Source organism: Microbacterium croceum (assembly GCF_023091245.1).
Classification (GTDB): domain Bacteria; phylum Actinomycetota; class Actinomycetes; order Actinomycetales; family Microbacteriaceae; genus Microbacterium; species Microbacterium croceum.
The window spans coordinates 718,416-743,726 of sequence record NZ_JAHWXN010000001.1 but is presented as its reverse complement, the minus strand read 5'-3'; the positions used below and the strand labels follow the sequence as shown (position 1 = coordinate 743,726).

General features: G+C 69.4%; 27 protein-coding genes and 1 pseudogene. 14 read left to right on the top strand and 14 right to left on the bottom strand.

Translation table 11 applies throughout. The features are described from left to right. Nucleotides 1-35 precede the first annotated feature (35 nt). Together KZC51_RS03490 and KZC51_RS03485 are read left to right on the top strand one after the other, a co-directional pair. A complete protein-coding gene (locus KZC51_RS03490; protein ID WP_247628622.1) occupies nt 36-1,373 on the top strand; it encodes an MFS transporter in 1,338 nt (445 codons plus the stop codon). Nucleotides 1,374-1,432: 59 nt separating this feature from the next. Next, on the top strand, nt 1,433-1,804 hold the full coding sequence (locus tag KZC51_RS03485) for a hypothetical protein (protein WP_247628621.1): 372 nt from the start codon (nt 1,433-1,435) through the stop codon (nt 1,802-1,804). 172 nt (nt 1,805-1,976) lie between these two features. On the opposite strand, the gene KZC51_RS03480 is transcribed toward KZC51_RS03485, so the two are convergent. Then, the gene (locus tag KZC51_RS03480) at nt 1,977-2,198 is read right to left on the bottom strand and encodes an SCO4848 family membrane protein (RefSeq protein ID WP_247628620.1); all 222 of its coding nucleotides are present in this window, start codon (nt 2,196-2,198) and stop codon (nt 1,977-1,979) included. A gap of 229 nt (nt 2,199-2,427) precedes the next feature. Here KZC51_RS03480 and KZC51_RS03475 point away from each other — a divergent pair, with 229 nt between their 5' ends. From KZC51_RS03475 to KZC51_RS03460, 4 genes are all read left to right on the top strand, one after another. Continuing rightward, on the top strand, nt 2,428-3,045 hold the full coding sequence (locus KZC51_RS03475; protein WP_247628619.1) for an RNA polymerase sigma factor: 618 nt from the start codon (nt 2,428-2,430) through the stop codon (nt 3,043-3,045). Beyond that, entirely contained in the window at nt 3,042-3,500 is a 459-nt protein-coding gene (locus KZC51_RS03470) for a hypothetical protein (RefSeq protein ID WP_247628618.1), read from the top strand. The genes KZC51_RS03475 and KZC51_RS03470 overlap by 4 nt, the downstream gene beginning before the upstream one ends. A gap of 48 nt (nt 3,501-3,548) precedes the next feature. Continuing rightward, a complete protein-coding gene (locus tag KZC51_RS03465; protein ID WP_247628617.1) occupies nt 3,549-5,090 on the top strand; it encodes a S8 family peptidase in 1,542 nt (513 codons plus the stop codon). 242 nt (nt 5,091-5,332) lie between these two features. Next, nucleotides 5,333-7,756: a CHAT domain-containing protein gene (locus KZC51_RS03460; RefSeq protein ID WP_247628616.1), complete on the top strand. Its 2,424-nt coding sequence runs from the start codon at nt 5,333-5,335 to the stop codon at nt 7,754-7,756. A 283-nt stretch (nt 7,757-8,039) separates the two neighbouring features. Here the strand turns inward: KZC51_RS03460 and KZC51_RS03455 are convergent, their stop codons facing one another. The 3 genes and pseudogenes from KZC51_RS03455 to KZC51_RS03445 all read right to left on the bottom strand — a co-directional run. Continuing rightward, a complete protein-coding gene (locus KZC51_RS03455) occupies nt 8,040-8,984 on the bottom strand; it encodes an aldo/keto reductase (protein ID WP_247628615.1) in 945 nt (314 codons plus the stop codon). A gap of 44 nt (nt 8,985-9,028) precedes the next feature. Further along, the gene (locus tag KZC51_RS03450) at nt 9,029-9,406 is read right to left on the bottom strand and encodes a MerR family transcriptional regulator (protein WP_247628614.1); all 378 of its coding nucleotides are present in this window, start codon (nt 9,404-9,406) and stop codon (nt 9,029-9,031) included. Nucleotides 9,407-9,491: 85 nt separating this feature from the next. Next, nucleotides 9,492-9,707: pseudogene (locus KZC51_RS03445) on the bottom strand (VOC family protein); the annotation flags it as partial. 4 nt (nt 9,708-9,711) lie between these two features. On the opposite strand from KZC51_RS03445, the gene KZC51_RS03440 reads away from it, so the two are divergent. Next, a complete protein-coding gene (locus KZC51_RS03440; RefSeq protein ID WP_247628613.1) occupies nt 9,712-10,185 on the top strand; it encodes a GNAT family N-acetyltransferase in 474 nt (157 codons plus the stop codon). A gap of 273 nt (nt 10,186-10,458) precedes the next feature. Here KZC51_RS03440 and KZC51_RS03435 read toward each other — a convergent pair whose 3' ends face one another. Both KZC51_RS03435 and KZC51_RS03430 read right to left on the bottom strand, forming a co-directional pair. Continuing rightward, the gene (locus tag KZC51_RS03435) at nt 10,459-10,797 is read right to left on the bottom strand and encodes a hypothetical protein (RefSeq protein ID WP_247628612.1); all 339 of its coding nucleotides are present in this window, start codon (nt 10,795-10,797) and stop codon (nt 10,459-10,461) included. Between the two features lie 10 nt (nt 10,798-10,807). Further along, a complete protein-coding gene (locus KZC51_RS03430) occupies nt 10,808-11,581 on the bottom strand; it encodes a cutinase family protein (RefSeq protein WP_247630580.1) in 774 nt (257 codons plus the stop codon). A gap of 291 nt (nt 11,582-11,872) precedes the next feature. On the opposite strand from KZC51_RS03430, the gene KZC51_RS17920 reads away from it, so the two are divergent. Continuing rightward, the gene (locus tag KZC51_RS17920) at nt 11,873-12,097 is read left to right on the top strand and encodes a helix-turn-helix transcriptional regulator (protein ID WP_372491792.1); all 225 of its coding nucleotides are present in this window, start codon (nt 11,873-11,875) and stop codon (nt 12,095-12,097) included. Between the two features lie 149 nt (nt 12,098-12,246). On the opposite strand, the gene KZC51_RS03425 is transcribed toward KZC51_RS17920, so the two are convergent. The 5 genes from KZC51_RS03425 to KZC51_RS03405 are packed head-to-tail and all read right to left on the bottom strand — an operon-like array spanning nt 12,247 to nt 16,773. Then, nucleotides 12,247-13,026 carry a DeoR/GlpR family DNA-binding transcription regulator gene (locus tag KZC51_RS03425; protein ID WP_247628611.1) on the bottom strand — a complete coding sequence of 260 codons (780 nt, stop codon included), beginning with the start codon at nt 13,024-13,026 and terminating at the stop codon, nt 12,247-12,249. A gap of 37 nt (nt 13,027-13,063) precedes the next feature. Further along, a complete protein-coding gene (locus KZC51_RS03420; RefSeq protein ID WP_247628610.1) occupies nt 13,064-13,921 on the bottom strand; it encodes a class II fructose-bisphosphate aldolase in 858 nt (285 codons plus the stop codon). Beyond that, nucleotides 13,918-14,862: a 1-phosphofructokinase family hexose kinase gene (locus KZC51_RS03415; protein ID WP_247628609.1), complete on the bottom strand. Its 945-nt coding sequence runs from the start codon at nt 14,860-14,862 to the stop codon at nt 13,918-13,920. Before KZC51_RS03415 ends, KZC51_RS03420 begins: the two co-directional genes overlap by 4 nt. Further along, nucleotides 14,859-15,851: an ROK family protein gene (locus KZC51_RS03410; protein ID WP_247628608.1), complete on the bottom strand. Its 993-nt coding sequence runs from the start codon at nt 15,849-15,851 to the stop codon at nt 14,859-14,861. Before KZC51_RS03410 ends, KZC51_RS03415 begins: the two co-directional genes overlap by 4 nt. Nucleotides 15,852-15,876: 25 nt before the next feature. After that, the gene (locus KZC51_RS03405; protein WP_247628607.1) at nt 15,877-16,773 is read right to left on the bottom strand and encodes an SIS domain-containing protein; all 897 of its coding nucleotides are present in this window, start codon (nt 16,771-16,773) and stop codon (nt 15,877-15,879) included. Nucleotides 16,774-17,132: 359 nt separating this feature from the next. Between KZC51_RS03405 and KZC51_RS03400 the strand changes: the two genes are divergently transcribed. The 3 genes from KZC51_RS03400 to KZC51_RS03390 are packed head-to-tail and all read left to right on the top strand — an operon-like array spanning nt 17,133 to nt 20,304. Next, the gene (locus tag KZC51_RS03400) at nt 17,133-18,380 is read left to right on the top strand and encodes an extracellular solute-binding protein (protein WP_247628606.1); all 1,248 of its coding nucleotides are present in this window, start codon (nt 17,133-17,135) and stop codon (nt 18,378-18,380) included. Nucleotides 18,381-18,412: 32 nt separating this feature from the next. Then, a complete protein-coding gene (locus KZC51_RS03395) occupies nt 18,413-19,375 on the top strand; it encodes a carbohydrate ABC transporter permease (RefSeq protein ID WP_247628605.1) in 963 nt (320 codons plus the stop codon). A gap of 2 nt (nt 19,376-19,377) precedes the next feature. Continuing rightward, nucleotides 19,378-20,304 (top strand): carbohydrate ABC transporter permease, encoded by a 927-nt coding sequence (locus tag KZC51_RS03390; RefSeq protein WP_247628604.1) that lies wholly within the window; start codon nt 19,378-19,380, stop codon nt 20,302-20,304. Between the two features lie 60 nt (nt 20,305-20,364). On the opposite strand, the gene KZC51_RS03385 is transcribed toward KZC51_RS03390, so the two are convergent. Beyond that, complete coding sequence (locus KZC51_RS03385) at nt 20,365-21,531, bottom strand: ROK family protein (RefSeq protein WP_247628603.1); 1,167 nt, start codon at nt 21,529-21,531, stop codon at nt 20,365-20,367. Nucleotides 21,532-21,758: 227 nt separating this feature from the next. On the opposite strand from KZC51_RS03385, the gene KZC51_RS03380 reads away from it, so the two are divergent. From KZC51_RS03380 to KZC51_RS03370, 3 genes are all read left to right on the top strand, one after another. After that, nucleotides 21,759-22,853, top strand: coding sequence for an ROK family transcriptional regulator (locus tag KZC51_RS03380; RefSeq protein ID WP_247628602.1), 1,095 nt, complete (start codon nt 21,759-21,761; stop codon nt 22,851-22,853). 93 nt (nt 22,854-22,946) lie between these two features. After that, nucleotides 22,947-23,540: a short chain dehydrogenase gene (locus tag KZC51_RS03375; protein ID WP_247628601.1), complete on the top strand. Its 594-nt coding sequence runs from the start codon at nt 22,947-22,949 to the stop codon at nt 23,538-23,540. 106 nt (nt 23,541-23,646) lie between these two features. Continuing rightward, the gene (locus tag KZC51_RS03370) at nt 23,647-24,396 is read left to right on the top strand and encodes a helix-turn-helix domain-containing protein (protein ID WP_247628600.1); all 750 of its coding nucleotides are present in this window, start codon (nt 23,647-23,649) and stop codon (nt 24,394-24,396) included. Here the strand turns inward: KZC51_RS03370 and KZC51_RS03365 are convergent. Further along, nucleotides 24,372-24,770 carry a VOC family protein gene (locus KZC51_RS03365; protein ID WP_247628599.1) on the bottom strand — a complete coding sequence of 133 codons (399 nt, stop codon included), beginning with the start codon at nt 24,768-24,770 and terminating at the stop codon, nt 24,372-24,374. The two genes, KZC51_RS03370 and KZC51_RS03365, sit on opposite strands and share 25 nt — an antisense overlap. A gap of 199 nt (nt 24,771-24,969) precedes the next feature. After that, nucleotides 24,970-25,269 (bottom strand): chorismate mutase, encoded by a 300-nt coding sequence (locus tag KZC51_RS03360; RefSeq protein WP_141873818.1) that lies wholly within the window; start codon nt 25,267-25,269, stop codon nt 24,970-24,972. Nucleotides 25,270-25,311: the final 42 nt, after the last annotated feature.

Below are 25,311 nucleotides of genomic sequence, written 5' to 3'. Positions count from 1 at the left end.
TTGCGCAATTCTTCTTGCGCATCTACTCTCGACGCATGACCACTGTGACCGCTCCGCACCGCCTGTGGCGCAACACCCGTTACCTCACCTGGCTCGTGAGCGACACCAGCAAGGGTCTCGCGGCCGCACTGTTCGCCTTCGCGATCCCCCTGCTCGCCCTGATCATCACCGACGACCCCGCCCAGGCCGGCATCATCGGCGCCGCGGCGATGATCGCCCGCCTGCTCACGACGCTCGCCGGCGGCATCCTCGCCGATCGTCATCCGCGCATCGGGCTGATGCTGTGGGGATCGCTGATCGGCATCGTGCTGGCGGGGGCGTTCACGGCCCTCGCCCTGTCGGGCTCACTGACCTTCACCACGCTGCTCGTGATCGACGTGCTGCTCGCCGCCCGCAGCGGGCTGTTCGACGTCGCGGGCGAGAGCGCGATCAAGGAGATCGTCCCCGATGACGGCATGGGGCGCGCGCAGGCCGCGAACCAAGGACGGGATGCGGCGCTGCAGCTCGCCGGCGGACCGCTCGGCGGCCTGCTGCTCGGCGTGGGCGGATGGCTCGTCGGCGTCGCGATGACCGTCTGCCACCTGATCGCCGCGCTGACGGCGTGGATGCTGGGGCGCGGCCGCTGGGGCGAAAACGGAGACGATGCCGGCGAGCCGCGGCGCGCCGGGCCACGACTCGCCGGCGCCGCGACGGATGATCCCGGTTTCGACAGCACCGCCACCGCGAAACCGAACGCCTGGCGGGAGATGCGCGAGGGCTTCACCTGGCTGTTCTCCCGGCCCGATCTCGGCGGCGTGCTGCTGATCACCACGATCATCAACCTGGGCTTCAACGCCGCGATCACGACCGTGATCTACGCACTGCAGCAGGACGGGTATCCGGAGCTCCTGATCGGCACGCTCTCGGCGGGGATCGGGATCGCGATGCTCGCCGGGGCGATCGTGGCACCGCTGCTCGTGCCGCGCATCGGTGCCGGCATGCTGACGATCGTCGGGCTCGCGGTCGCTGCCGCCGCCGTGATCGCGCTCTCGACGGTGACCACCCCGTGGGCGATCATCGCGGTGCTCGGCACCGCGGTGCTGCTGCTGCCGTCGCTCAACGCCAGCATGATGGGCTACTTCATGGTCGCGACCCCGACGCAGCTGCTCGGACGCGCCAACAGTGCGGCCGGCGTGCTGGGCATGGGGGCGATGCCGCTCGCGCCGCTGATCGCCGGCTTCGGTCTGACGCTGCTCGGTCGGCAGTGGACCATCCTCGCCTGCGCGGCCCTGTGCCTGATCGCGGTCGCGCTGGCCATCGGCAACCGGGCGCTGCGCGCGCTGCCGATCGAGTCGAAGTGGGCCGAGCACGCGAAGCAGTTCGAGGTGCGGTGAGGCATCGCACCGGGCTCCTCTAGGGTGGCGTGTGGGCGGCAGCGGCCTGAGGAGGAGCGATGCAGGGACGACGATGGCCGGCGATCGCCGTGCAGGCATCCGGACTCCTCGCCGCCGCCCTCGCCATCACCTGGACGATCGCGCAACTGATCCCCGTGACGGTGCACTCGCCCTCGCAGCTGCGCGACGTGGCCTTCGGATGGCCGATCCCCTGGTATCACCAGGATCTCAGCCGGTACCAGCCCGCCGACTATCCCACTACGGTCGAGATCGTGGGCGACCGGGTCGATCCGGTGGCGACGACCGTGGACTGGCTCGCTCTCGTCGGCGATGTCGCGCTGACGGCGCTCGTACTCTGGGCCGTCGTGGCTGCACTCATCCAGCTGTTCGGGCCCGCCCTGCGCCGCACGCTGGCAGAGCGCGAGCACTGACCGGCCCCGCCCTCGTGGGGGAGAGCTCCGAGCATCCGCCGCCCCGGACACAACTTCGGAGATCGTCAGCGACACGCCGGGGATCGACACCGGATGTCGGCGCGTCACCCGTGAACTCCGAAGCTCTGACCGGGCTACGGTCGCTCAGGACTGAGCGCCAGGGCTGGCCCGCCTACAGTGCGCCTGTGAGCGCGGCGATGCCGACGAGCACCGAGACCAGCGCGAGCACCAGGGCGATCGAGATCAGTACCACGTGCACGGTGAGGAACGGTGTCGCCTTGCCGTTCGCGTCACGGGCCCGCGGATCCTTCGCGACCCGCTTGTAGAACTGCGGCCAGACGACGGCGTTGAAGGCGGCGTTGAGGAAGAGCACGATGGCGAGCGGGATCACCACTCCACGCTATCGGCTCGGGCATCCGCATCCGCGTGCCCCGTCATCCGCGCGGTCTGCAGGAGGATGTTCGACCTGCAGGATGACTCGCCGCGAAACGGTCCTGCATTCCGCGCTTTCTCCTGCAAGCGGCACGGCACGCCCCGCGGAAGGATACCGAAGCGCCCGGTGACACCCGATGTATCAGGAAGCCCTTGCCGTGCTCCTGGTAGATGTGATCACAATGGGCTTCATGATCGACGGTGCACCCGGCGCCGCACTCGATCCTGCATCGGAGAACGGGCCGGCGCGCTGGCAGCGGGCAGCCGAGCTCTTCGACGCATGGCGAGAGGGCGATGGCCGCGCGATGGACGAGCTCGTGCGTCTGATGACGCCTGTGCTCTGGCACGTCGTGCGCGCCTACGGGCTCGAACGCACCCTCGCGGAAGACGTCGTGCAGACCACCTGGTTGCAGTTGGTGCGCGGGCATGCCTCCATCGCCGACGCCCGGGCGGTCTCCGCGTGGCTGACGACCACGGCCCGCCGGGAGGCCTGGCGTGTGGGCAAGGCGCAGGGCCGCGTGGAGACCACCGACACGGACGACCTCGACATCCTGCTCCCCGAGCAGCAATCGGCCGAGGAGCACGCGACGCTCAGCGACGAGAAGCGGCGGCTCTGGGCGGCCGTGACACGCCTGGCCGAGCGCTGCCAGCGACTGCTGCGCGTCATCGCCTTCGACGACCGTCCCGACTACACCCGCCTCGCCGCCGACCTCGTGATGCCGATCGGGAGCATCGGTCCGACCCGCCAGCGCTGCCTCGCCAAGCTCCGCGCCCTGTTGGACGCGCCGAGTGCAGGAGGTCTCGCATGAGCGACCACGACGACGCCGAGGTCTTCGCCCAGCTGCGTGCGCTCTGGCGCGAGGTCGACCCCGTGCCTGCGACGCTGATCGATCGCATGATCGCCGCGGTCGCCTCCGACGGGCTGAGCCAGGAGTACGCCCTGCTGACCCTCGTCGAGAGCGAGCTGGGTTCGGTGCGGGGAGACGCCGATGCGCTGACCCTGCAGTTCAGCGACGGAGTCACCAGCATCCTGCTGCATGTGACGACAACGGCGTCCGGGCGCCGACGCGTCGACGGGTGGGTCGACACCGCCGCCGCCGAGATCACGCTCGTACAGGGCGAGAGGTCGCGCGCGACGGAGCCCGCCGAGACCGGACGCTTCTCTTTCGACGAGGTACCGCCCGGACTCACACGGGTGCATCTGACGACGACCGGCGCGAACGGGGAACCCCGCACGCTGTCGACGCCGCAGTTCGAGTTGTAGACGCCTTCGGGCGCAGGGGCGGGGCCACCCGCACGGAGAGGATGACCGATGGAGCAGCCCAGAGGGTGGACCTGGCAGGACCGCGCGGAAGGATCGATCCGGCGGGGCACCGCGCTCGACCCGAGCCTGGAACCCGTGGACGGCATCCGTGCCTTCCCCACCGCCTATCTCCCCGAACGGCTGCTGATCACGCAGGATCTGCAGGACAACGAAGCGTATGACCGCGAGATCCGCACACTGCGCGATGCCGCGGACAGCTTCGGATGGCTGCTCGAGATCGAGCAGCCAGAGGGCGGCGCGCGCGAGCTCGTGCCGGGAGTGCCGGGGTTCCTGCGCGCGCGCCTGACCACGCCCGACGAGCCGGGACGCGGGGAGTCCCCGGTCGCACCGGACGCCTGGCGCGTGCTGCAGCGCGCGCGCCGGATGTCGCGGTCGGTGATGCCGCGCACCGGTCTGGAGCATGTGCTGTCGATCGACCCGGTCGGACTCAATCCGTTCAGCCGCACCAACCCGTTCAGCCGCACGAACCCGTTCAGCCGCACCAACCCGGTGGAAGGACGAGGCGCCGGCAGCGACGACTACCTCGAACCGGGCAGGGGCGCACGCCAGCCGGTGACCTGGCTCGGACCCGCACCGCGGCGCGGGCCTGCGCCGAAGCGTGGCCGCCGGCCGGTCGTGGCGGTGCTCGACACCGGCTGCGGGGTGCACGACTGGCTGCCGGACGACATCGTGACCCGGCACCTGGAGCTCGATGGCGTGCCCATCGGCCTCACGGATGACGCCGACCCCGAGCGCTACCCCGACCTGTACGGGCAGCTCGACGGAGAGATCGACGCCGTCGCCGGTCACGGCACCTTCATCGCCGGCATCATCCGACAGGCTGCACCGGATGCCGACATCGTCTCGGTCCGCGTGGCCGGGGCGCTCGGGGTCGTGGACGAGAGCTCCCTGCTCGAGAGCCTGGCTCAGGTCATCGAGCTGCTGCGCCGCTACCGGGAGAACCCGAAGACCGGGCATCCGATCGACGTGCTCAACCTGTCGCTCGGGTACTACCACGAGACCCCCGTCGACGGTCAGTTCAGCCGCACCCTGTACGCCCTGCTCGCCAAGGCGCGCGAACTGGGGTGCGTGGTCGTGTGCTCGGCGGGCAACGACGCGATCGACCGCCCGTCGTTCCCGGCGTCGCTGTGGCCATGGCCCGGCGCCGACAACGGCATCGGACCCGATCGCGGCGCCCCGCACGTGTCGGTCGGCGCGCTGAACCCGTCGGGCCGCTCGGTCGCCCTGTTCTCGAACGTCGGCCCCTGGGTGCGGGTGTACGCACCGGGCGCTGCCGTGGTCAGCACCTCACCGGCGTTCGTCGGTGGAGCCCAGGCGACGACCAGGGCCGATGTCGACGGGCTGCACCGCGAGACGATCGATCCCGACGACTACCGGGGCGGCTTCGCCGTGTGGAGCGGCACCTCGTTCGCGGCGCCGTACGTCGCCGGCCTCATCGCCGCGCACCTCGGCATCGTCGGCGCCGGGCGGGTCGAAGCGGCATCCGCCGTCAAGGCCGTCATGGCGGCTCTCCCTTCGCCTGTGGACTGAGCCCGCACGCCGCCGCACGGCCCGCGCACCCGCGCGACCTGCAGGAGATGCCGCGGACTGCAGGAGGAATCCACGGCGATTCCTCCTGCATCCCGTCATTCCTCCTGCAGGTGGGCAGAAGACGGGACGCACGACGGGATGCCGAGACAGGACGCGGGAGCGGGCCGACGAAACCCGGATGCCGCCGCCCGGACACGTCCGCGGCCCTTCCGCCCGGGCGCGGGGCACGGCATTCTGGGACGATGCCCCTGTCCGCACAAGAGCTGCACCGGCGCGGGGTCGAAGCGGCCAACTCCCGACGGTTCGCGGCGGCCCGGCGTGCGCTGGCGACGGCATCCGCTCGGACCGACGACCCCGACCTGCGCGCACGCATCGATGGCACCCGGGCGTACGTGCTCGCACAGACCGGAGAGCCTGCGGAGGCCGAGCGCCTCTGCCGCGAGGCCCTCGACCGCGATGGGCTCGGTGACGAGACGGTCGCAGTGCTCAGCGGACAGCTCGGCACGCTGCTGATGCACTCCGGACGGCTGGAAGAGGCCGAGACGATGCTCACGCGTTCCATCGAGGCGATGAGCACCGAGACGACCGAGCTCGCGAACTGCCTCATGAACCGCTCGATGCTGCGGATGCAGCAGCATCGCCTCGAGGCGTGCGTCGCCGATCTGCAGCGCGCAGTCGCCGTGTACGAGGCGAACGGCGACGCGGAGCCCCTCGCGGAGGCACGTCACAACCTCGGCTACGCGGCGTTGCTCGGCGGCGACCTGGTCACGGCGCTGGCTCTCATGACCCGCTCCCGTCCGACCCTCGCGGCGATGAGCGACCTGTCGGCGGCGATCAGCGACCTCGACCGTGCCGAAGTACTGCGCGATGCGGGTCTCACCACCGAGGCCGAAGCCCTGCTCGGCCAGGTGGCGGTGCGGTTCGGCGCGCAGCGGATGCGGCAGGCCCGGGGAGAGGCCGAGCTGCATCTCGCCCGTTCGCTGCTGCGCCACGACGTCACCGCCGCCGAGCGCGCAGCACGCACCGCGGCGCGCCGGTTCGCGGCACTGGGCAGTGCCGGGTGGGAGGCGCGGGCCGACGCCGTGCGGCTGGAGGCCCAGCTCAGCAGCGCCTCGCGACGGCGCCCGAGCGAGGACGAGGTGAGGCGCACGGCGTCGGCCCTCGATCGCGCCGGGCTGCGCACCGAGGCGACGGCCCTGCGCCTCAGCGCACGACGAGACGGCGGGGGACGACTGCCGAGTGTCGCCGACGACGCCCCCGCGCCGCTGCGTCTGCGCGTGCACGAGGTGCGGGCGGCGCGGGCCGCCGCGACCGGGCGTCCCCGCGATGCACTGCGCGCCGCGGCCGCAGGACTCGATCTGCTCACGGGATGGCAGCAGTCGTTCGGCGCACTCGACCTGCAGGCCTCGGTGGCGATGCAGGGGAGCGAGCTCGTCTTCGCCGGGCTGACCGCCGCGGCACGCACCCGCGATCCGGAGACGCTGTTCGCCTGGTCCGAGCGCGCCCGGCATCTGAGTCAACAGGTCGCGCCACTGCGTCCTCCGCACGACGACGCCCTCGCGACGGATCTCGCCGAACTGCGGATGCTGCGCGCCGACCTCGCCGGTCAGGACTGGACGACCGACGCCCGCGTGCGGGTACTGCGCGATCGGGTGCGGGAGCGGCAGTGGTCCTCGACCGGCTCCGGGGGCACGAACGAACGCGTCGACCTCGCCCAGACCACGGCCCTGCTCGATGCGGACACCGCCGTGCTCGCCTACGTGTTCACGGGCGCGGCGCTGCACTGCGTCGTGGTGACGCCATCCGCTGCGCGCATCGTCGACCTGTCGCTGTCGCGTGTGCAGTCGGCGCTGGACGGACTGCGCGCCGACCTCGACGTGGCCGCCCTCACGCGCGGCGGGCCGATGGCCGAGGTGATCGCCCGCTCGCTCGACGCGCGCCTGGCCGTGCTCGATGCCGAACTCCTCGCACCGGTGCGCGGGTCGGCGCGACAGCTGGTGGTGACCTCGCCCGGCATCCTCGCCGGAGTGCCCTGGGCGATGCTCCCCGGCATGCACGGCACCCCGTTCACGCTCGCGACCTCGGTCTCGCGGTGGAGCGCGGATCGTCGTCGCCCCGGAGAGAACGGCGCCCGCATCGGGTTCGCCGCCGGCCCTCGCGTGCCGCGGGCCGGCGAGGAGATCGGGCTCGCCGCCGCCGCGTGGGGCACATCCCCGGTGCTGCTGCATGGACCGGAGGCGACCGTCTCGGCCGTCACGACCCTCGCCGGCACGAGCGACCTGCTGCACATCGCCGCCCACGGCCGCCACGCCGTCGACAACCCGCTGTTCTCGGGTTTCGAGCTCACCGACGGCACCCTGTTCGGCTACGACGTCGACCTGATCCCGACCGTGCCGGACACCGTGATCCTCTCGGCATGCGAGCTCGGCCGCTCGTCGGTGCGCTGGGGCGAGGAGGCGCTCGGCATGACACGGGTCTGGCTGCACGCAGGAACGCGCTGCGTGATCGCGGCACCGGTGGTGGTGCCGGATGACGTGGCGTGCGAGCTGCTCAGCGCGGTGCATGGCGAGCTCGCGCGCGGCGTGACCCCCGCTGCTGCTCTGGCCGCGGCATCCGTCTCGACCGGCCATCGCGCACCGTTCCAGTGCCACGGCAGCGGATTCTGAACTTTTTCTCCATTCGGTGTATCACCGCGGGGGGTCGGCGCTCCTGTTCTTCGGAAGGTGTCATGCGGAGGGCCTCGGAGGGTCGAGGCACGAGGGAGGCGCAGTCAACGCGGAGTCTCGCGCACTGGGGAGTGCGAGACGACACGGACACCAACTGCTCAGAGTGTGCAGCGGTATGCAGCCGTGATGCGCTCGCGAGGCCTCGGCGTTGTGGGGACGCCGAGGCCTTCGTCGTGTGTGGCGATGGCGCTGGCATCCCCCGCCGCGCTGACGAGGTGCGTGTTCAGCGGGCATCCCCGAATCGGCGGAGCTGGTGCGCGGACAGCGTGACCTCCCGCGCTCCCATGGCCTCGTCGATCTGCTCCACCCTGCTCGCCCCGACCAGGGGCGAGATCCCCTGACTCATCAGCCAGGCGAGCACGACCTGGTTCGGCGTCGCGCCGACCTCGCGCGCGACCTCGTCGAGCACACGCAGCACCCGATCCGTTCCCGGGTGTGCATAGCCGTCGGAGAACGGGCGATCCGCGCGGGTGTATCCGCCCATCAGCAGGGGCGTGTAGCACCAGAGCGCGAGGCCCTCTGTGTGGGCGAAGTCGAGGTCGTCCGGCTCGAGGAGCTTGTGGCCTGCTTCGGGGACCGTGGTACCCGGCCGGGGCTGCACGAGGGAGTGTCGCAGCTGCAGCGCCGACCACTCGGCCACCCCCTGCCGGCGAGCGAGCTCGCGCGCCTGCTGCACCCGCCACGACGCGTGGTTGGCCGCGCCGATGCGGGTGGCACGCCCCTCGGCGACCGCCTCTCCGAAGCCGGCGACAGTCTCGGCGAGATCGACCGACCGGTCTTCCGCGTGGGCCCACAACAGATCCACGTGATCGACGCCGAGACGTTCGAGGCTGCCGTCGAGTCCTGCCCTGATGGCGTCGGACGAGAGGCCCTCCGCGCTCTCCGGCCACGAGTGGGCGACCAGCGGGTCCTGCCGGACCTTGGTGGCGAGGCCGATGGCAGAACGCACGCCGGGGTTCGCCCGCATCCAGGCACCGAGCGTGCGTTCACTGGCACCGCCCAGACCGGTCGGGTCGCTCCAGAACGAGTAGCAGTTGGCGGTGTCGAGCCAGTGGCCGCCGGCTTCGATGAAGCGGTCGAGAAGTCGGAACGCGGTGGATTCGTCGACACGGGTGCCGTGGTCCATGGTTCCGAGAATGATCTGAGGAGTGTGCAGCTGTGCGGTCATGCTTCGATGCTGGATGCTGGAGCGCGCTCCAGGTCAAGCGGAGCTCAACCGGGGTTCGCGCCGGTCGACTGCTCGCTGTAGTGGGCGATCTTGTCGTCCAGCACGCCGAGCGCGAGATCGATGCGCGCCTTCCGCTCCTCCAGCTCCCGCCGATGCCCCTGGAGGAAGGCGACGCGGTCCGAGGCCCTGCCCTCGCTGCGGAGGAGAGCGGTGAACTCCCGCAACTCGGAGATCCCCAGTCCGGCATCCCGCAGGCACGTCACGAGTCCGATCCAGAACAGATCGTCGTCGTCATACGCCCGATGCCCGCCGACCGTGCGGGCGATCGGCCCGATCAGTCCCTCTCTCTCGTAGTAGCGGAGCGTGTCGAGCGAGACGCCTGCCCGTTCGGCGGTCGCCTGCGGAGTGAGTGTGTCTGACATGAGGAGCCCCTTCTCGTGCACATCGGTTCCCTTTCCGATTCTGAGCCCTGGTGCGCACTCCAGGGCAAGTCCGCGTCGACCGTGCTCACCCGAGCTGCGCGACGATCTCCGCCTTGAATCCGTCGGAGTTCTCCAGCCATCCGGCGTAGTGATCGGGCACACCCGCGTGGGGGTAGCGATGCGGATAGAGCGGATGCCACCCCTGCGCCGGGGCGGCATCCATGATCGCGTCCACTCGCTCGGCCACGCCACCTGTGAATGCCAGATGATTCACCCCTGGGCTCCGCCGGTCGTGGGAAGAAACGATGAGAGACTCGACCGTGATCGAATTCCGGCCTGCCGAACCGACCGACGCCGAAGGCATGACCGAGGTGCAGAACGCCATCCACCGCGCGGGGCTGCGCGCCAGCCCGGTCGACGTCGCACTGATCACAGAGCGCTACCTTGGTGTCGAGCACACGGTCGCCTGCACTGTCGCCGTGCAGGATGGCCGTGTCGTCGGATTCCAGTCGCTCAAGCGCGCGTGGCCCGACAACCCCTACGACGTGACCGAGGGGTGGGGAATCATCGGCACCCATATCCACCCCGACGCCGGACGCAGCGGCATCGGGCGCCGCCTCTTCACCCTCTCGCTGTCAGCGGCGAAAGCGGCCGGGTTGCGGCACATCGACGCGACGATCGGTGCGGACAGCGCGCCCGCTCTGGCGTACTACTCGGCCATGGGGTTCGTCCCCTACCGAGAGGGTGACGGCGTCGTCCCTCATCGCTTCGATCTGTAGGCGTACCGCACCTCACCCCGCGAGCAGTACCTCGTGCCCGGCATCCCGCAGCGCGGCGACCGCATCGGCATCAGTGAGCACGGTCGGGAACAGGTCGACGCGTAATCGGCCGCACGAGTGCGGGCGGCACGACGTTCGGCACCACCTTGCCGAGACCGCCGACTGTCTCGGCAAGGGGGACTCGAGCGGCGAACAGCCGCCGTTCGCCGCTCGAGAATAGCGCGCGGAGGAGAGATTCGCACTCCTCGAAGCCGCGCACTCTGTGTCGATGTCTCAGACGCGCGTGGCGACATTGATAGCAACCGTTGTGGCGATGGTCGTGACCAGCACCACTGCGATCCCCACAGCGGGTACCCACCAGGTCTCCTTGCCGCGCGCGTATAAGATCAGTATGAGCAGGGTTGACAGCACGACGCTTCCCAGGCTCACCAACAGCTGGGTTTGCCAGGCTATCGACACGACCTCAAATCGGCAGGCGTCCACACACCCCGCGACGAGGAACGTCTGCATGAATACCCAGTACCCTGCCGCAGCCGCGAGGAGCACCTGCACGATCAGCAGGCCGAAGGCCAGAGCGCGAGTAGTGGGACTCTTATGCACCGGCGACGTCATGACGGTCACCCTACCCCGCCGAGGTGAGCACGTAACGGATCCAGTTATTGGCGATCGTCATTGTTGTGGTTCTGTAGGAGTTGTGGATGGTGAAGTTCTTGTCTGCAGGATTCTTCTGACAGAAGTAGTCACCGGTAGCGCAGTAGGAACGGATCTTTGAGTTCCAACTGGGGCTGGGGCTGGTACTACCTTGCGTCCATCCCCAGTATCGATAGGTGGAAAGGTCATTCCGCACCAGCACATTCCTGGTGAAAACCCCATACCCGGACGGTGAGTACGGGGCGTTCCATGCTTCAGTCGGCCAATACTGAGGATCACCAAAGAACGTGACTGCACGCACCATCTGCTTCGCCTTCGTGCTCAAGCTCGGGCCATTAGGCCAGAGCCCACCGCCGAGTGCATCAGAGATCACATGCGCGCCCTGTGAGTGCCCGGCGATCACGACTGCTGGCAGGTAGTTTCCACACGCAGTCGCGAGCCAGTTCAACTCATTGATGAGTGTTGCCGCCCCTGCAGAAACGCTTCCCTGATAGTTGGCGACGGTTGCTGGATAGTTGAGTGATTCAAAGTAGGTCGGAAAGGCCTCCGCCTTCATCTTGTTGGCTAAGACCGAGATCTGACCTCCCATTCCTCCGCTCGTCCAGACGCGACCGCTATGGGCCAGACCGCTCCCCGCAGGCTCGCCGCTTCCGCGCACCGCGATGAGAACCGCGAAGTTGCAGGGGCTGCTTGCGTTCGAGGCTGCGGCTGGCCCTGCCGCGCTTACTGTCACCCCGACGGACATGGTCACAGCAACGATCATTGAGGCCACGCGGTGCCAGAGGACCCTCGGCACCCTCCGCCCCGTAGGACGCCCATCTCTTGTCATGTCGTACTCCTTCCGCGTCGACACGGGATGTCGTCGCAGCTGGATCCAAACATCATCCCCACTCATGCCCCAGGGCGCGCACGCCCTTGTTCGGCGGAGCAAAATGTGCGCCCGAAGCCGGCGGAGATTGTTTATTGCTTCAAATAGAGAAACGGTGCAGTATCAACTTTCGTGCCACAGCCCACAACCGACGAGGCCGAGATAGTAATGACCCTTGGAGGATGGCTGAGGTCGCTTCGAGCTCAACGCGGGATGTCCCAGGAAGAAGTTGCCTTCGCGGCGGAGATCGACGTAACAACATACGGACGCATAGAACGGGCAGTCTGCGGCGATCAGTGGGCCAACCCACGGCTCCTCACGATGCTTCGGCTCATGCGGGCACTAGGAGTGACGAGCAACGATCTGCTTGAATCGATGAATCGCCCGCCGTGACACAGTGGAACATGCCGCCGCTGTTGGATGTGCGGTCGGGCGACTCTCCACATCTGGCAAGCAATGTCACCTCTTCGCTAGGCGTCACCTCTTCGCTAGGCGTCACCTCTTCGCTAGGCGTCACCTCTTCGCTAGGCGCAGACCCACCCTCACCCCGCGAGCAGCACCTCGTGCCCGGCGTCCCGCAGCGCGGCGACCGCATCGGCATCCGCTCCGGCATCCGTGAGCACGGTCGGGAACAGGTCCACGCCGCCGACTGCGGCGAAGGCCACGACGCCGAGCTTGCTGCTGTCGGTGACCACCACCGCGCGGCGGGCGCGCTCGGCCATCATGCGGTTCACGGCCGCCTCGCGCTCGTCATGCGTGGTCGCGCCGGACTCGGCATCCATGCCGTTCACGCCGATGAAGGCGATGTCGAGGCGCACCCCGCGCAGCAGCTGTTCGACGAAAGGACCGACGAGCTCGTAACTGCGGGAGTGGATGACGCCGCCGGTGACGACGACCTTGATGTCGGGGCGCGTCGCCAGCTGGGCGGCGATGTTCACGGCGTTCGTGACCACCGTGATGCCGGCGCCGGAGGCGAGGTCGTCGCGCGCGGCGAGCGCCGCGGCGATCGCGGTGGTGGTGGTGCCGCCGGAGAGTCCGACGACCATGCCGGGTGCGACGAGGCCGGCCGCGGCCTGGGCGATGCCCGCCTTCTCGCGCGTGCGCAGGTGGCTCTTGTACCGGATAGGCAGCTCGTAGGCGACGGCCTGTGCGACCGCGCCGCCGTGCGTGCGGGTGAGCAGCCGCTGCTCCGCGAGCGAGTCGAGATCACGACGCGTCGTCGCGGCGGAGGCGCCGAACTGCTCGACCAGATCATCGACCGTCACCTCTCCGGCTTCGGCCAGCAGGTCGAGGATCGCGTTCAGCCGGGCGGCGCGCTTCAACGCCGCCCCCGGACGGATGCCGTGTGCGCGAAGGGTGTCATCCCGCCACCGTATCGTCCCCGGCACCGGCGAACAGACGCAGCAGCCGCGCGGCTTCCTCGGCCAGCGCCTCGCGCGCCGGAGCAAGGTACTTGCGGGAGTCGACCAGACGCTCGTCGTCGGCGAGCACCGCACGCACAGCACGGGTGAAGTGCCCGTTCAGATGCGTCGACACATTGATCTTCGCCATCCCGGCGCGCACGGCCCGAACGATCACGTCGTCGGCCACACCGGAGGATCCGTGCAGCACCAGCGGCACCGGCAGTGCGGCATGGAGCCGGGCGATCAGGTCGAGGTCGAGTGTGGCAGTGCGGTCGATCATGGCGTGCGACGACCCGACGGCCACGGCGAGCGCATCGACACCGGTCGCCGCGACGAAGGCCCGCGCCTCGTCCGGATCGGTGCGCACCCCCGGCGCGTGCGCACCGTCCTTGCCGCCCACCTCGCCCAGCTCGCCCTCGATGGAGACCCCGGCCGCGTGGGCACGGGCCGCGACCGCGGCGGTCAGTGCGACGTTGTCGTCGTAGGGCAGCGCCCCACCGTCGAACATCACAGAGCCGAATCCGAGGGCGATCGCCTCATCGACCAGCTCCGGCCGCTCGGCGTGGTCGAGGTGCACCGCGACCGGCATCTGCGCACGGCGGGCCACGGCGAGGGTGGCGAGCGCGATCGGCTCCAGCCCTCCGTGGTAGTCGGCGCAGTTCTGGGAGATCTGCAGGATCACCGGGAGCTGCGCGAGCTCTGCCGCGCGCACCAGCCCCTCCGCGGTCTCGAGGTGGATCACGTTGAAGGCCCCGATCCCCCGACTGGCAGCGGATGCCGCGGCGACGAGTTCACGGGCGGAGACGAGGGTCACGAGAGGTCCTTCCGGACGGAGTCGGAGTCGGGATGCGAGACGCGCAACCGTGCGGCGATCGCCGGCCACTGCGGGGAGATGTCGCCGGCGAGGGGCATCAGCACGGCTGCCGCCGACCATGCGGTCGCGCGGCGCAGGATCACCTCGGGATCGCGCTCGCCCTCCGCGTACAGCACGGCGCACGCGGCCACCGCCGCATCGCCGGCGCCGGTCGGGTTGCCGGAGAGGGGTTGATCGAGGCGGGCGTGCACGAGGCCGGATGCCGTGACCGCCAGCATCCCGACCGCACCGAGCGAGAGCAGCACGAGCTCGGCGCCCCGCTCGATCAGCGCACGGGCACCGTCGAGAGGGTCGAGGATGCCGGTGGCCTCGGCGAGCTCGGCGCGGTTCGGCTTCAACACCGAGGCGCCGGCGTCGGCCGCCCGCAGCAGGGCAGGACCGGAGGTGTCGACGATCACCGGCAGTCCGGCATCCTTCGCCACCGCGATCAGCAGCGGGACGAAGCCGTCGGGGGCGCCGGGCGGCAGGCTGCCCGAGATCACGAGCACACGCGCGCTCGGCAGGGCGTCGACCACGGCGGCAAGCAGGTCGGCCCACTCCTGGTCGCTCGGAGTGAGGCCGCGCTCGTTGATGACCGTGGTGTCGCCGAGAGCTTCATCGACGATCGCGATGCTGCGCCGGGTGTCCTGGCCGACCCGCACCAGCGCGTGCGGCACCCCGCTGCGCCCGAGTTCCTCCGCGAACTCCTCGCCGGTGCGCCCGCCCGCGGTCGTGATCGCCCGCACCGCTGCCCCCTCGGCGTGGGCGACCCTGGCCACGTTGAGACCCTTGCCACCGGCCCGCACGGCACCGGCGTCGGCGCGATGGGTGTCGCCGACGCGGAGCCGGTCGACGTGCCAGGTGACGTCGAGAGCGGGGTTCGGGGTGACCGTGAGGATCATGCGACCTCCCGCGCCCGCAGCGCCGCCCCGAGCAGTCCGGCGTTGCCGGAGAGCTCAGCCGGAACGAGCACGGGCAGGCGGTGGAAGCTCAAGCGGGCGGCCAGGCGTACGCGGAGTTCGTCGAACAAGGCGCCACCGGCGCGCGACAGTCCGCCCCCGATCACCACGGCTTCGGGGGCGATCACGGCGGTCAGCTGTGCGAGCGAGAAGGTCAGCGCATCGAGTGCGGAGTTCCAGATGTCCCTCGCCGCGGGGTCTCCGGCTGCTGCACGGGCGATCACGTCCTTCGCCCCGTCCGGAGCGACCCCGGTGGCCTCGTGATAGCGGCGCGCGATGGCTCCGGCCGAGGCGACGGCCTCCAGGCATCCCCGCGCGCCGCACGCGCAGATCGGCCCTTCGGCGACGGGCGCGTGCCCGATCTCCCCGGCATACCCGCCGGCGGTGTACGGCACCCCGCCCACGAGTAGCGCTCCGGCGATCCCGGTGCCGATCACGAGCACCACAGCGTTCTCGTAGTCGCGCGCGCCTCCGAGTATCCGCTCGGCCCAGCTGGCCGCGCGGACGTCGTGGTCGAACGCGACCGGCAGACCGAGACGGGCGCTGGCGAGATCGCGCAGCGGGGAGTCGTGCCAGCCGAGGTTGCTGGCGAACACCCCGAGCCCGGCATCCGCGTCCACGATTCCCGGCACCACGAGACCGACGGCCCGCGGCTCGATGTCGGGATGAGCCGCACGCAGCTCCTCCGCCAGCACGCCGAGACGTGCGATGAGCGCCTCGGTGCGATCACCCTCGACGACCGGCGTCGGAGTGCGGCGCAGGCCGTGCGCAGTGCCGTCCGCGTCGAACAGCGCCGACTTGATGTCGGTGCCGCCCACGTCGAAGGCCAGCACCGGCGCGCCGGCGCCCAACCCGCGAACGGCGGCGAGCGCCTCTCCCGATGCGTCGCGCAGGACGTCGGGATCCTCGGCGGTGGGGTCAGACCTGGTCATCATCGGCTCCGGTCGCGCGCCTGCGTCATGCGTCCAGGACGACGGATCGCGTGAGGTTGCGGGGCTGATCCGGATCGAGGCCCCGCGCCAGCGCGCGGTCGAGCGCGACCCGGTGCACGCGGACGAGCTCGGCGAGAGGATCGATCGGATGCTGCACGAAGCGCGCGCCCGTCGCCTCGACCTGGGCCTCGAGCCCTTCAGGAGCCGCGCCGAACTGCCACGTGACACGACCTGGAGCCGCGATCGCGATGGGACCGTGACGGTACTCCATCGACGAGTAGGACTCGGTCCACGACTGCGAGGACTCGCGCATCTTCAGCGCCGCCTCGTGGGCGAGGCCGATCGTCCACCCGCGCCCCAGGAACGTGTACTGGTCGGCGTCGCGAAGCTCGTCATCTGCCGGAGCGGCCAGCACGGCGGCGGCATCGGCGATCGCCGCGGTGAGGTCCTCCCCGAGCGAGGCGCGGAACAGCGCCAGCGCGGTGGTGGCGAAGCGCGTCTGCACGACCGACCTCTCGTCGGCGAACGGCAGCAGCACCGCCTCGTCCACGAGCGAGACGAGGGGTGAGTCCGGGTCGCCGATCACGCCGATGGTGGGGATGCGCCCCTTGATGCGCTCGACCAGTTCGAGCACCTCGGTGGTGGTGCCCGAGCGCGTGAGCGCGACGACGGCGTCGTAGCCCCGGTCGACGAAGGCCTCGGAAGCCGTGAAGGCGTCGGTCTCACCCAGACCGGCCGTCTCCCGCAACACCGCGTAGGACTGCGCCATGAACCAGGAGGTGCCGCATCCGACGACCGCGATGCGGGCTCCGGCAGCCGGAAGGAGGGCCTGCGCGTCGCGAGACTCAGCGGCTGCCGCCCACGTCTCGGGCTGCGAGGTGAGCTCTTCGCGCATGTGTGCGCCGGGCGACGATTCCGTCATCGGAGTGCCTTTCTCAAGAATCTTTGCGTGATTGTGATTGTTTAAGCCGTAAGTCGATCATAGTATGGCGCTCACGGATATCCCCTAGAGGATCTTCTTGATTTGTTTATTCGCCTGACAAATAATCGAACAAGTTTCACCGCCTCGATGCCACGCCCCATCGACCTCGAGGACTCGAGTCGATCCGACTCGAACGATCACGACCGCCATCCGGTGGGACCGATCACCACGCACCGTCGCGTGAAGTGCTGTGCGACTGTGCCCCACGCCTCCTCCACCGGACGGCGGAGTCACTCCTCATCCGAGTGACGCCCGTCCGACGGAGCGGCAACCCACACACAGTGAGGAATGCAACACACATGAAGAAGTCACTGCGATTCGGCGCTGTCGCTCTTGCGGCAACCGCCACACTCACGCTCGCTTCGTGCGGCTTCGGCGGATCCACCGGCGACAGCGGCGGCGACGCCGGAGGGTCGACCACCCTCGACCTGCTCGTCCCCAGCTACTCCGACGGCACCAAGGCGAACTGGGAGACCGTCATCGAGGGGTTCGAGAAGGCCAACCCCGACATCAAGGTCAAGCTCGAGGTGCAGTCGTGGGACAACCTCGAGAAGGTCGTCTCCACCAAGATCCAGGCCGGCGAGGCGCCCGACATCTACAACGGCGGTCCGTTCGCCGGATTCGTGGGCGACGAGCTGCTCTACCCCGTCAAGGACGTCGTCTCGGATGACGTCTACTCCGACTTCCAGGAGTCGTTCCTCAAGAACGCCGAGGTCGACGGCACGGCCTACGCGCTGCCGCTGATCGCATCCGCTCGTGCGCTCTTCGTCAACAACGCGCTGCTCGACCAGGCCGGCGTCGAGGCTCCGACCAACTGGGATGAGCTGCTGGATGCCGCCACCAAGGTCTCCGCGCTCGGCGGCGGAGTGGCCGGCTACGGGATGCCGCTCGGCTCCGAAGAGGCGCAGGCCGAGGCTGCGGTGTGGCTGTGGGGTGGCGGCGGCTCGTTCGGCGATGCCTCCGAGATCACGATCGACACCCCCGAGAACCTCGTGGGCGCCGAGCAGATCAAGAAGATGATCGACGCCGGTGCGACGCAGGCCGACCCCGGCTCGACGCAGCGGTCGCCGCTGATGGATATCTTCATCCAGGGCAAGATCGGCATGCAGGTCGGCCTGCCGCCGACGGTCGGACAGATCGCCGAGGGCAACCCCGACCTGGACTACTCCATCGTCCCGATCCCGACCAAGGACGGCTCGCCGTTCACGCTCGGCGTCATGGACCAGCTGATGGCGTTCCAGAACGACGACGACAAGAAGGACGCGATCACCAAGTTCTTCGACTACTACTACTCGGCCGACGTGTACGTGCCGTGGGTGCAGGCCGAGGGCTTCCTTCCCGTCACCAAGTCCGGAGCTGAGCAGCTCTCCGGCGAGGAGGCCCTGAAGCCGTTCCTCGACGTGCTGCCCGACGCGCAGTTCTACCCGTCGACGAACCCGAAGTGGTCCGCCGCCGACGGCGCGTTCAAGTCCCTGTTCGGCCAGCTGCAGGACCAGCCTGCCGCTGACGTGCTGAAGCAGATCCAGGCGCAGGTCGACGCAGGCTGACGCCTGCCGATCGGGAAGGTTCGGGTACACGAATGAGCCAGACGACACAGTCCTCGAACCTGGCGGGGGCGGCCACCGGTCGCCCCCGCACCCCCGACACCCCGCGGGGAAGGTCGCGGGGGAAGGACATCCTCCAGGCGCTGCCCTGGATCGCGCCGGCGCTGGTGCTGATCATCGGCGTCGTGCTGTTCCCCGCAGGCGTGATGTTCTACAACTCCACGCGCGACATCTCGCTCTCGGGCCTCGACAAGGGCTCGGTGGGCTTCGACAACTTCATCACGGTCTTCACGTTCACCGAGTTCTGGCCGATCTTCTTCCGCACGATCGTGTGGGTCGTCTCGGTCGTGCTGTTCACGGTCGTGATCTCCCTCGGACTCGCACAGATCCTGAACAAGGCCTTCCCCGGCCGACAGATCGTGCGCATGGCCGTGATCGTGCCGTGGGCAGCATCCGTCGTGATGACGACCATGGTGTTCTACTACAGCCTCGAACCGTACTTCGGGGTCTTCAACAAGTTCCTGTACGACATCGGACTCTCGTCCGACTCGGTCGGATACGGCTGGACCAAGAACCCGACGACCGCCTTCCTCTGGTCGATCGTCATCGCGATCTTCGTGTCGCTGCCGTTCACGACCTACACGATCCTGGCCGGACTCCAGGCGGTGCCCGCCGATGCGCTGGAGGCCGCGAAGATGGACGGCGCCGGAGCCACCCGCACCTACTGGTCGATCGTGCTGCCCCAGCTGCGCAGCGCGTTGGCCGTCGCCATCCTCATCAACATCATCAACGTCTTCAACTCGCTGCCGATCCTGAAGGTCATGACAGGGTCGATCCCCGGATACGGCGCCGACACGATCATGACGATGATCTTCAAGTACATCGAGCTGCAGAAGAAGGTCGATGTCGCGAGCGCCCTGTCGGTGGTCGCCTTCCTGATCGTGATCCTGATCGTCGCGGCATACGTGAAGGTCGTCAAGCCCATGAAGGAGGTCTGATCGTGACCGTCACCGAGACCGAGCTCGTCACCACCGCAGGCCGCGGCGGCCGCAGCATCCCGCCCCTGCCCGGCCGCAAGCGCCGCTACACCGCCGATCAGGTCAGCCTGCCCCGGGTCATCCTTCGCACCGCCGCCGGATTCCTCGTGCTCGCGATCTTCGTGCTGCCGTACCTGATCATGTTCTTCGGATCGGTGAAGACCAAGCCGCAGATCCGCTCGGTAGACCCGACCTACCTGCCGACCGAGTGGCACTGGGAGAACTACATCACGATGTGGTCGACCCCCGAGACGCCGCTGCCGTACAACCTGATCTCGACGATCATCATCGCGGTCTTCGCGACGCTGCTCGTGCTCGCGGTCTCCCTCCCCGCGGCGTACTACACGGCCCGGTTCCGGTTCCCCGGGCGCATGGTGTTCCTGTTCCTGGTGATCGTGACGCAGATGCTGCAGCCGGCGGTGCTCACCTCCGGCCTGTTCCGTCAGTTCACGGCCCTGGGGCTCGGCGACACCTGGGCCGCGATGATCTTCATCAACGCCGCGTTCAACCTGTCGTTCGCGGTGTGGATCATGCACTCCTTCTTCGCAGGCATCCCCAAGGAGGTCGACGAGGCCGCGCAGATCGACGGCGCCGGTCGCTTCACCGTGCTGTTCAAGATCAACCTGCCGCTCGTGTGGCCCGGTATCGTCACCGCGATCGTCTTCACATTCGTGGCGTGCTGGAACGAGTTCGCGGCGTCGCTCGTCATCCTCTCCACCGACAAGAATCAGCCGCTCTCGGTCGCGCTGACCAAGTTCGTGGGTCAGTACGAGACCAGCTGGCAGTACGTGTTCGGCGTCTCGATCGTGGCGATCCTGCCCGTCGTCATCCTGTTCATGCTCATCGAGAAGCGTCTGGTCGGCGGCCTGACCGCAGGCAGCGTCAAGTAGTCCGGGTTCGGGTCGACCTCCCGATACGGCGACGGATGTCAGCGCGGAGGGAGCTGGATGTCAGTGTGAAGGGCGCGCGGCGGCGATCAGCTGCGCCGGACTCCAGCGCACGCCGAGCACTGAGGTCAGCGCGGCCTGCGCGGCTCCGGCCGACTCCGTCGCGCGGGTGTCGGCATAGCGCACCGGCACCGCGGCCGTGCCGCTGGCGTGATAGTCGGTCTCCTGCCGCAGCAGCGCGAGGAACCGATCCCCGAGCAGGGTCGCCGGTCCGCCGATGACAACCTCGGTCGGGTCGAGCAGTGCGCTGATGAGCTTGATCGCCCTCGCGAGCGCTCGCGCACCGGCACCGAGGTCGGCATCGTCGGCTGCGACGGCGAGCGCGGAGACGGCATCCGCCTCCATCGCATCCGCGAACTCCGCACCGAGCAGGGCGGAGAGGGATGCCGACGACTCGAGGCAGCCGTGGCGACCGCACCGGCACTCGCGTGCCGCGTCGCCGAACTCGACCTGCACGTGACCGATCTCACCGGCACGGTCGCGCGGGCCGGGAGCGAGGTCTCCGTCGAGAGTGATCGCCGCACCGACGCCGCCGCCGAGGTGGATGAAGAGACGGTACCCGGACGGTGACTCCTCCATCCCGGCCTCGGCGATCGCCTCGGCGTCGACGTCGTTCACCAGCAGCACGGGCGCCCCGAGCAGCGCCTCGAAGCGTTCGGCGAGCGGAACATCCTGCCACCCGAGCTGCACGCTCTCGAGCACGGAGCGGCCGTCGGTCGTGCCGGGCAGCTGCACACCGGCAGCGATCACGCGCGACCCGTACGCCGCAGCGACGTCGACGATCGCGGCGTCCAGCGCGTCGTCGCGCGTCTCGGCGGTGTATGCGAGGCGGCGAGTGTCGATCTCGGCACCGTCGAGCGCGACCAGAGCGATGCGGGCGCTCGTGGGCTGGATGACGAGCACGAGGATCAGGTGGTGGCTGGCGTCGATGCTGAGCGTGGTCGCGCGTTTGCCGCCCGTGCTCGCTGCCTGCTCGCCGTCGACGATGAGCCTGCTCTCGATGAGCTCGGCGACCAGGGAGGATGCGGTGGCCGCGGTCAAGCCCGTCGCCCGGGCGATGCCGGCGCGCGTCTGCGTGCCCGAGCTGCGGAACACCAGCTGCAGCGCGCGGCGGAGGTTCGCACGCCGCACGGATGCCTGCGTGTCGAGGCCGTCGCCGCTGTTCAGCATGGGTTTCCGTTCGTCCGCGCGCCGGGAGCGCGATTGACAGATCAGGCCGTGCTCCGTACGCTCGGCACAGTTAGTTTATTCACTAAACTTAGTGACGGAGGCTGCCTCTGTCACCGCGTACGCCGCCTGCGAAGGAGCATCGTGCACTACTCCCAGATCTTAGGACGCCCCGTCGTCTCGGTCCTGGTCCGCTCGTCGCGCCGCGACACCCGTGCGAACGCAGACGCATGAGCACGCTCCTCCCTCCCGCACCGGGCTCGACCCCGCGCACTCCGATCGTCAACACGCACGCCCAGGGCATCCGCCATCGCAATCGCGGGCTCGTGCTGCGCACACTCATGCAGCATGCGCTCGTCAGCCGCGCCGACCTCGCCCGACTGACAGGGCTCGCACGGCCCACGATCTCCGAACTCGTCAAGGACCTGCTCGACGACGGCGTGCTGCGCGAGAACGGTCAGAGCCAGGATGCCCGCCCGGGCAAGCCCGCGGTGATGCTCGAGTTCGACCAGCGCGCCGTGCAGGTGATCGCCCTCGACCTGAGCGTGCCCGGTCATGTCGTCGGCGCCCTCGCCACCCCGGACGGCGGCCTCGCGCACCGGCTCGCGCGCTCGACCGACGGCGACCCGGTCGCGGCGGCATCGTCACTCGTCGCCGATCTCGCATCCCTCGCCTCGCACCCTCCGCTCGGAATCGGCATCGGCGTGCCGAACGGCTCACCCGCACTTCTCGGCCTCGGCCCGCTTCTCGCCCAGACAGCCGACGCCCCCGTGCACCTGTTCGACGACGCCGACCTCGCCGCCGATGCCGAGCTGCGGTTCGGCGCGGTCGACTCCGACTTCCTCCTGGTGCGCATGGGCACGCGCATCGACACGGCCATCCGCGCCTTCGACGACGACGGAGCCCCCGTCGAGCGGTCGACCGGCGCCAGGGAACTCGCACACGTGATCGCCGGCGGTGACCCCGGAGACGCCTGCCCCTGCGGGCGTATCGGCTGCGTGCACGCCTGGGCATCGGTGCCTGCTCTGTCGCGACGGCTCGACGCGGCGACGACGGCCGCCGATCGCGGCGCGGTGCTCGCGGCGGCTGGTTCCCACCTGGGTACCTCACTGTCGGTCATCGCCGCGGCTGTCGACCTGCCGACCATCGTGTTGAGCGGGCCCACGTCGATCCTGGGGGACGAGCTCATCTCCGCGACCGCCGCAGCCGTGCAGGCGGCTTCGCACCCTTCGCTCGGTCCGGCCGTGCACCGGAGCACCTTGGACGACGCCGTGCTGCGGGGCGCGGCGGCTCGCGTCGTGGCGCAGGAGTTCGGCGCGCGCTGAGACCGGTGGGCTCCGGCCCTCGCTGTCGACAGGAGTGGAAGACTCGAAGAGGCGTCCTGGTCGGATGCCGCGGCAGACGGAGAGGACACCCCCATGAAGGCACTCGTCATCGGAGCGACCGGCAGCATCGGCACCGTCGTGGCGACCACGCTCGAATCCCGCGGCCACGAGGTCGTGCGGGCGTCACGCAGCGGAGAGACCTCCGTCGACGTGACCGACCCGGCGTCGGTCGCCGCGCTGTTCGCCCGGGTGACGGATGTCGATGCCGTCGTGGTGGCCGTGGGCTCCGCGCCGTTCAAGCCGCTCGGCGAACTCACCCGCGACGACTACCTCGCGGGCTTCACCGGCAAGGCTCTCGCGCAGATCGAGGTCGTGCGCCAGGCCCTCGCGCACGTGAAGGACGGCGGGTCCATCACGGTGACCAGCGGCGTGCTGGCCCGCGAGCCGATCGCCACCGGCGCAGCCGCCGCGATGGCGAACGGGGCGTTGGAGTCGTTCGTGATCACGGCGGCCGCCGAGGCGCCGCGCGGCATCCGCATCAATGCGGTCTCTCCCGACGTGCTCGAGAACTCCCCCGGCTACCATGCCTCGTTCCCGGGGCACCGTCCGGTCACGGACGACGAGGTCGGCACAGCCTACGTGCGGGCTGTCGAGGGCGTCATCACCGGACGCATCCTGGCCGTCTGACGGTCCGTCATCCGTCATCCGTCATCGTCCGGTCATCCGGGCCGACGGATCACGGAAGCGATGACGAATCACGGACGAAGCTCCGCGCACTCCTCCGGGATCCGTCATGACCTCCGGGATCCGTCGACGCCGAGGCACCCTGTCGGATGCCGCTGACGCACGAGAGGATGGGGAGATGTACTCCGAGACACCGCTTCCCGACGGGGCCGCCCTGTGGCGGTCGCTGGGCAGTGACGGCGCGGTGATCCCCGCCGACGGGTGTGTCGACCTGATCCTCCGTGACGACCGGGTGTTCGTGGCAGGGCCGTCGACCCGATGGATCGCCACCGAGAGCGACGGCGAGACCGGCAGTGTGGGGCTGCGGTTCGCCCCGGGGCGGGCCGGACGGATGCTGCGCACTGAGCTCTCGGATCTCGCCGATCAGCTGCTTCCGCTCGACGCGATCGTGCACGGCGAACCCTGGAGACATCTGCACCAGGCGATGATGCGATACCGGGAAGGAGCGACGGGGATCGGCCAGATCTCGTCGATCGTGGAACCGGCATCGGCCTCGAGCGACTGGGCTCCCGCGGTGCACTCCCAGGCCATCGCTGCCGTGCCGGCGACGCAGGTGGCGTCGGAGCTCGGCGACTCTGAGCGCACGTTCCGTCGAAGGATGCTCACGACTTTCGGCTACGGCTACGCCACGCTCGTCCGGATCGAACGCGCACACCGCGCGCAGAAGCTGCTGCGGCGCGGCGTGCCCCTCAGCGCGGCCGCTGCTGAGGCAGGCTTCGCGGATCAACCGCATCTCTCAAGAGAGTTCCGTCGGCTGGTCGGCGCGAGCCCGGGTCAGTTCGCGTCCAGCTCCGCATAGAGGTCGACGGAGTTGCCGTCGGGGTCGAGCAGCGTCGCGTAGCGCTGCCCCCAATGTGCATCCCACGGCTCGACATGCGCGGGATACCCCGCCGCGACCAGCGCGGCGAAGGCGGAGTCCACCTCGGCCGGGGTGCCCTTGTCGAACGCCAGCGCGATGCGATGCCCACCGCTGGCGGGGACGAAGCTCGGGTCGAATCCGCGGATCGTCTCGATGGTGTCCCACGCGAGCGTCACGCCGTCGTCGAGCGTCGCATCGACGTGAGGCGCGTCATCCTGCCCGGGAGCGATAGGCACTCCCAGCGCACGATAGAACGCCAGCGATGCTGCCATGTCGCCGGTCACGATGCCGATGAAGCCCAGTCTCAGTGTCATGCTCTCACCGTACGGCGGCCGTGGTGGCGGGGTCGTGAACAGAACGGCCACTGCCTCCGCGTCATCCGTTCCGTCGCCGTCCGGTCACCCGTCCGACGGATCCCGGAAAGGATGACGAATCACGGACGAACCGCCGCGAAACTCTCCGGGATCCGTCACAGGCTCCGGGATCCGTCAGGCCGACGCGACAGCGCGGGACTCAGCGTCCTTCCGCGGCCTCGGTGTGGTGGCGGATGACCTCGGCGACGACGAAGTTGAACCACTTCTCGGCGAACTCAGGGTCGAGGTGCGCCTCCTCGGCAAGCGCACGCAGCCGTGCGACCTGCTGCTCCTCGCGGCCGGGATCGGATGCCGGCATCTCGTACTCGGCCTTGAGATGACCCACCTGCTGCGTGGCGCGGAACCGCTCGGCGAGCATGAAGATGAGCGCGGCGTCGATGTTGTCGATGCTGGCGCGAAGTCGGAGCAGTTCGGCCTTCGGGTCCGGGGCAGCAGTCATGCCCCTACTCTAGGGCCGCGCGCAGCCGGGATCCGGCCGTGC

Coding starts and splice junctions, on each gene's coding strand:
- KZC51_RS03415 (WP_247628609.1), bottom strand. CDS start 14,862: ATGATCCTCACGGTCACCCCGAACCCCGCTCTCGACGTCACCTGGCAC.
- KZC51_RS03440 (WP_247628613.1), top strand. CDS start 9,712: ATGAGAGACTCGACCGTGATCGAATTCCGGCCTGCCGAACCGACCGAC.
- KZC51_RS17920 (WP_372491792.1), top strand. CDS start 11,873: ATGACCCTTGGAGGATGGCTGAGGTCGCTTCGAGCTCAACGCGGGATG.
- KZC51_RS03435 (WP_247628612.1), bottom strand. CDS start 10,797: ATGACGTCGCCGGTGCATAAGAGTCCCACTACTCGCGCTCTGGCCTTC.
- KZC51_RS03460 (WP_247628616.1), top strand. CDS start 5,333: ATGCCCCTGTCCGCACAAGAGCTGCACCGGCGCGGGGTCGAAGCGGCC.
- KZC51_RS03490 (WP_247628622.1), top strand. CDS start 36: ATGACCACTGTGACCGCTCCGCACCGCCTGTGGCGCAACACCCGTTAC.
- KZC51_RS03410 (WP_247628608.1), bottom strand. CDS start 15,851: ATGACCAGGTCTGACCCCACCGCCGAGGATCCCGACGTCCTGCGCGAC.
- KZC51_RS03455 (WP_247628615.1), bottom strand. CDS start 8,984: ATGACCGCACAGCTGCACACTCCTCAGATCATTCTCGGAACCATGGAC.
- KZC51_RS03405 (WP_247628607.1), bottom strand. CDS start 16,773: ATGACGGAATCGTCGCCCGGCGCACACATGCGCGAAGAGCTCACCTCG.
- KZC51_RS03370 (WP_247628600.1), top strand. CDS start 23,647: ATGACCTCCGGGATCCGTCGACGCCGAGGCACCCTGTCGGATGCCGCT.
- KZC51_RS03475 (WP_247628619.1), top strand. CDS start 2,428: ATGATCGACGGTGCACCCGGCGCCGCACTCGATCCTGCATCGGAGAAC.
- KZC51_RS03470 (WP_247628618.1), top strand. CDS start 3,042: ATGAGCGACCACGACGACGCCGAGGTCTTCGCCCAGCTGCGTGCGCTC.
- KZC51_RS03465 (WP_247628617.1), top strand. CDS start 3,549: ATGGAGCAGCCCAGAGGGTGGACCTGGCAGGACCGCGCGGAAGGATCG.
- KZC51_RS03365 (WP_247628599.1), bottom strand. CDS start 24,770: ATGACACTGAGACTGGGCTTCATCGGCATCGTGACCGGCGACATGGCA.
- KZC51_RS03450 (WP_247628614.1), bottom strand. CDS start 9,406: ATGTCAGACACACTCACTCCGCAGGCGACCGCCGAACGGGCAGGCGTC.
- KZC51_RS03375 (WP_247628601.1), top strand. CDS start 22,947: ATGAAGGCACTCGTCATCGGAGCGACCGGCAGCATCGGCACCGTCGTG.
- KZC51_RS03360 (WP_141873818.1), bottom strand. CDS start 25,269: ATGACTGCTGCCCCGGACCCGAAGGCCGAACTGCTCCGACTTCGCGCC.
- KZC51_RS03400 (WP_247628606.1), top strand. CDS start 17,133: ATGAAGAAGTCACTGCGATTCGGCGCTGTCGCTCTTGCGGCAACCGCC.
- KZC51_RS03385 (WP_247628603.1), bottom strand. CDS start 21,531: ATGCTGAACAGCGGCGACGGCCTCGACACGCAGGCATCCGTGCGGCGT.
- KZC51_RS03430 (WP_247630580.1), bottom strand. CDS start 11,581: ATGTCCGTCGGGGTGACAGTAAGCGCGGCAGGGCCAGCCGCAGCCTCG.
- KZC51_RS03485 (WP_247628621.1), top strand. CDS start 1,433: ATGCAGGGACGACGATGGCCGGCGATCGCCGTGCAGGCATCCGGACTC.
- KZC51_RS03395 (WP_247628605.1), top strand. CDS start 18,413: ATGAGCCAGACGACACAGTCCTCGAACCTGGCGGGGGCGGCCACCGGT.
- KZC51_RS03380 (WP_247628602.1), top strand. CDS start 21,759: ATGAGCACGCTCCTCCCTCCCGCACCGGGCTCGACCCCGCGCACTCCG.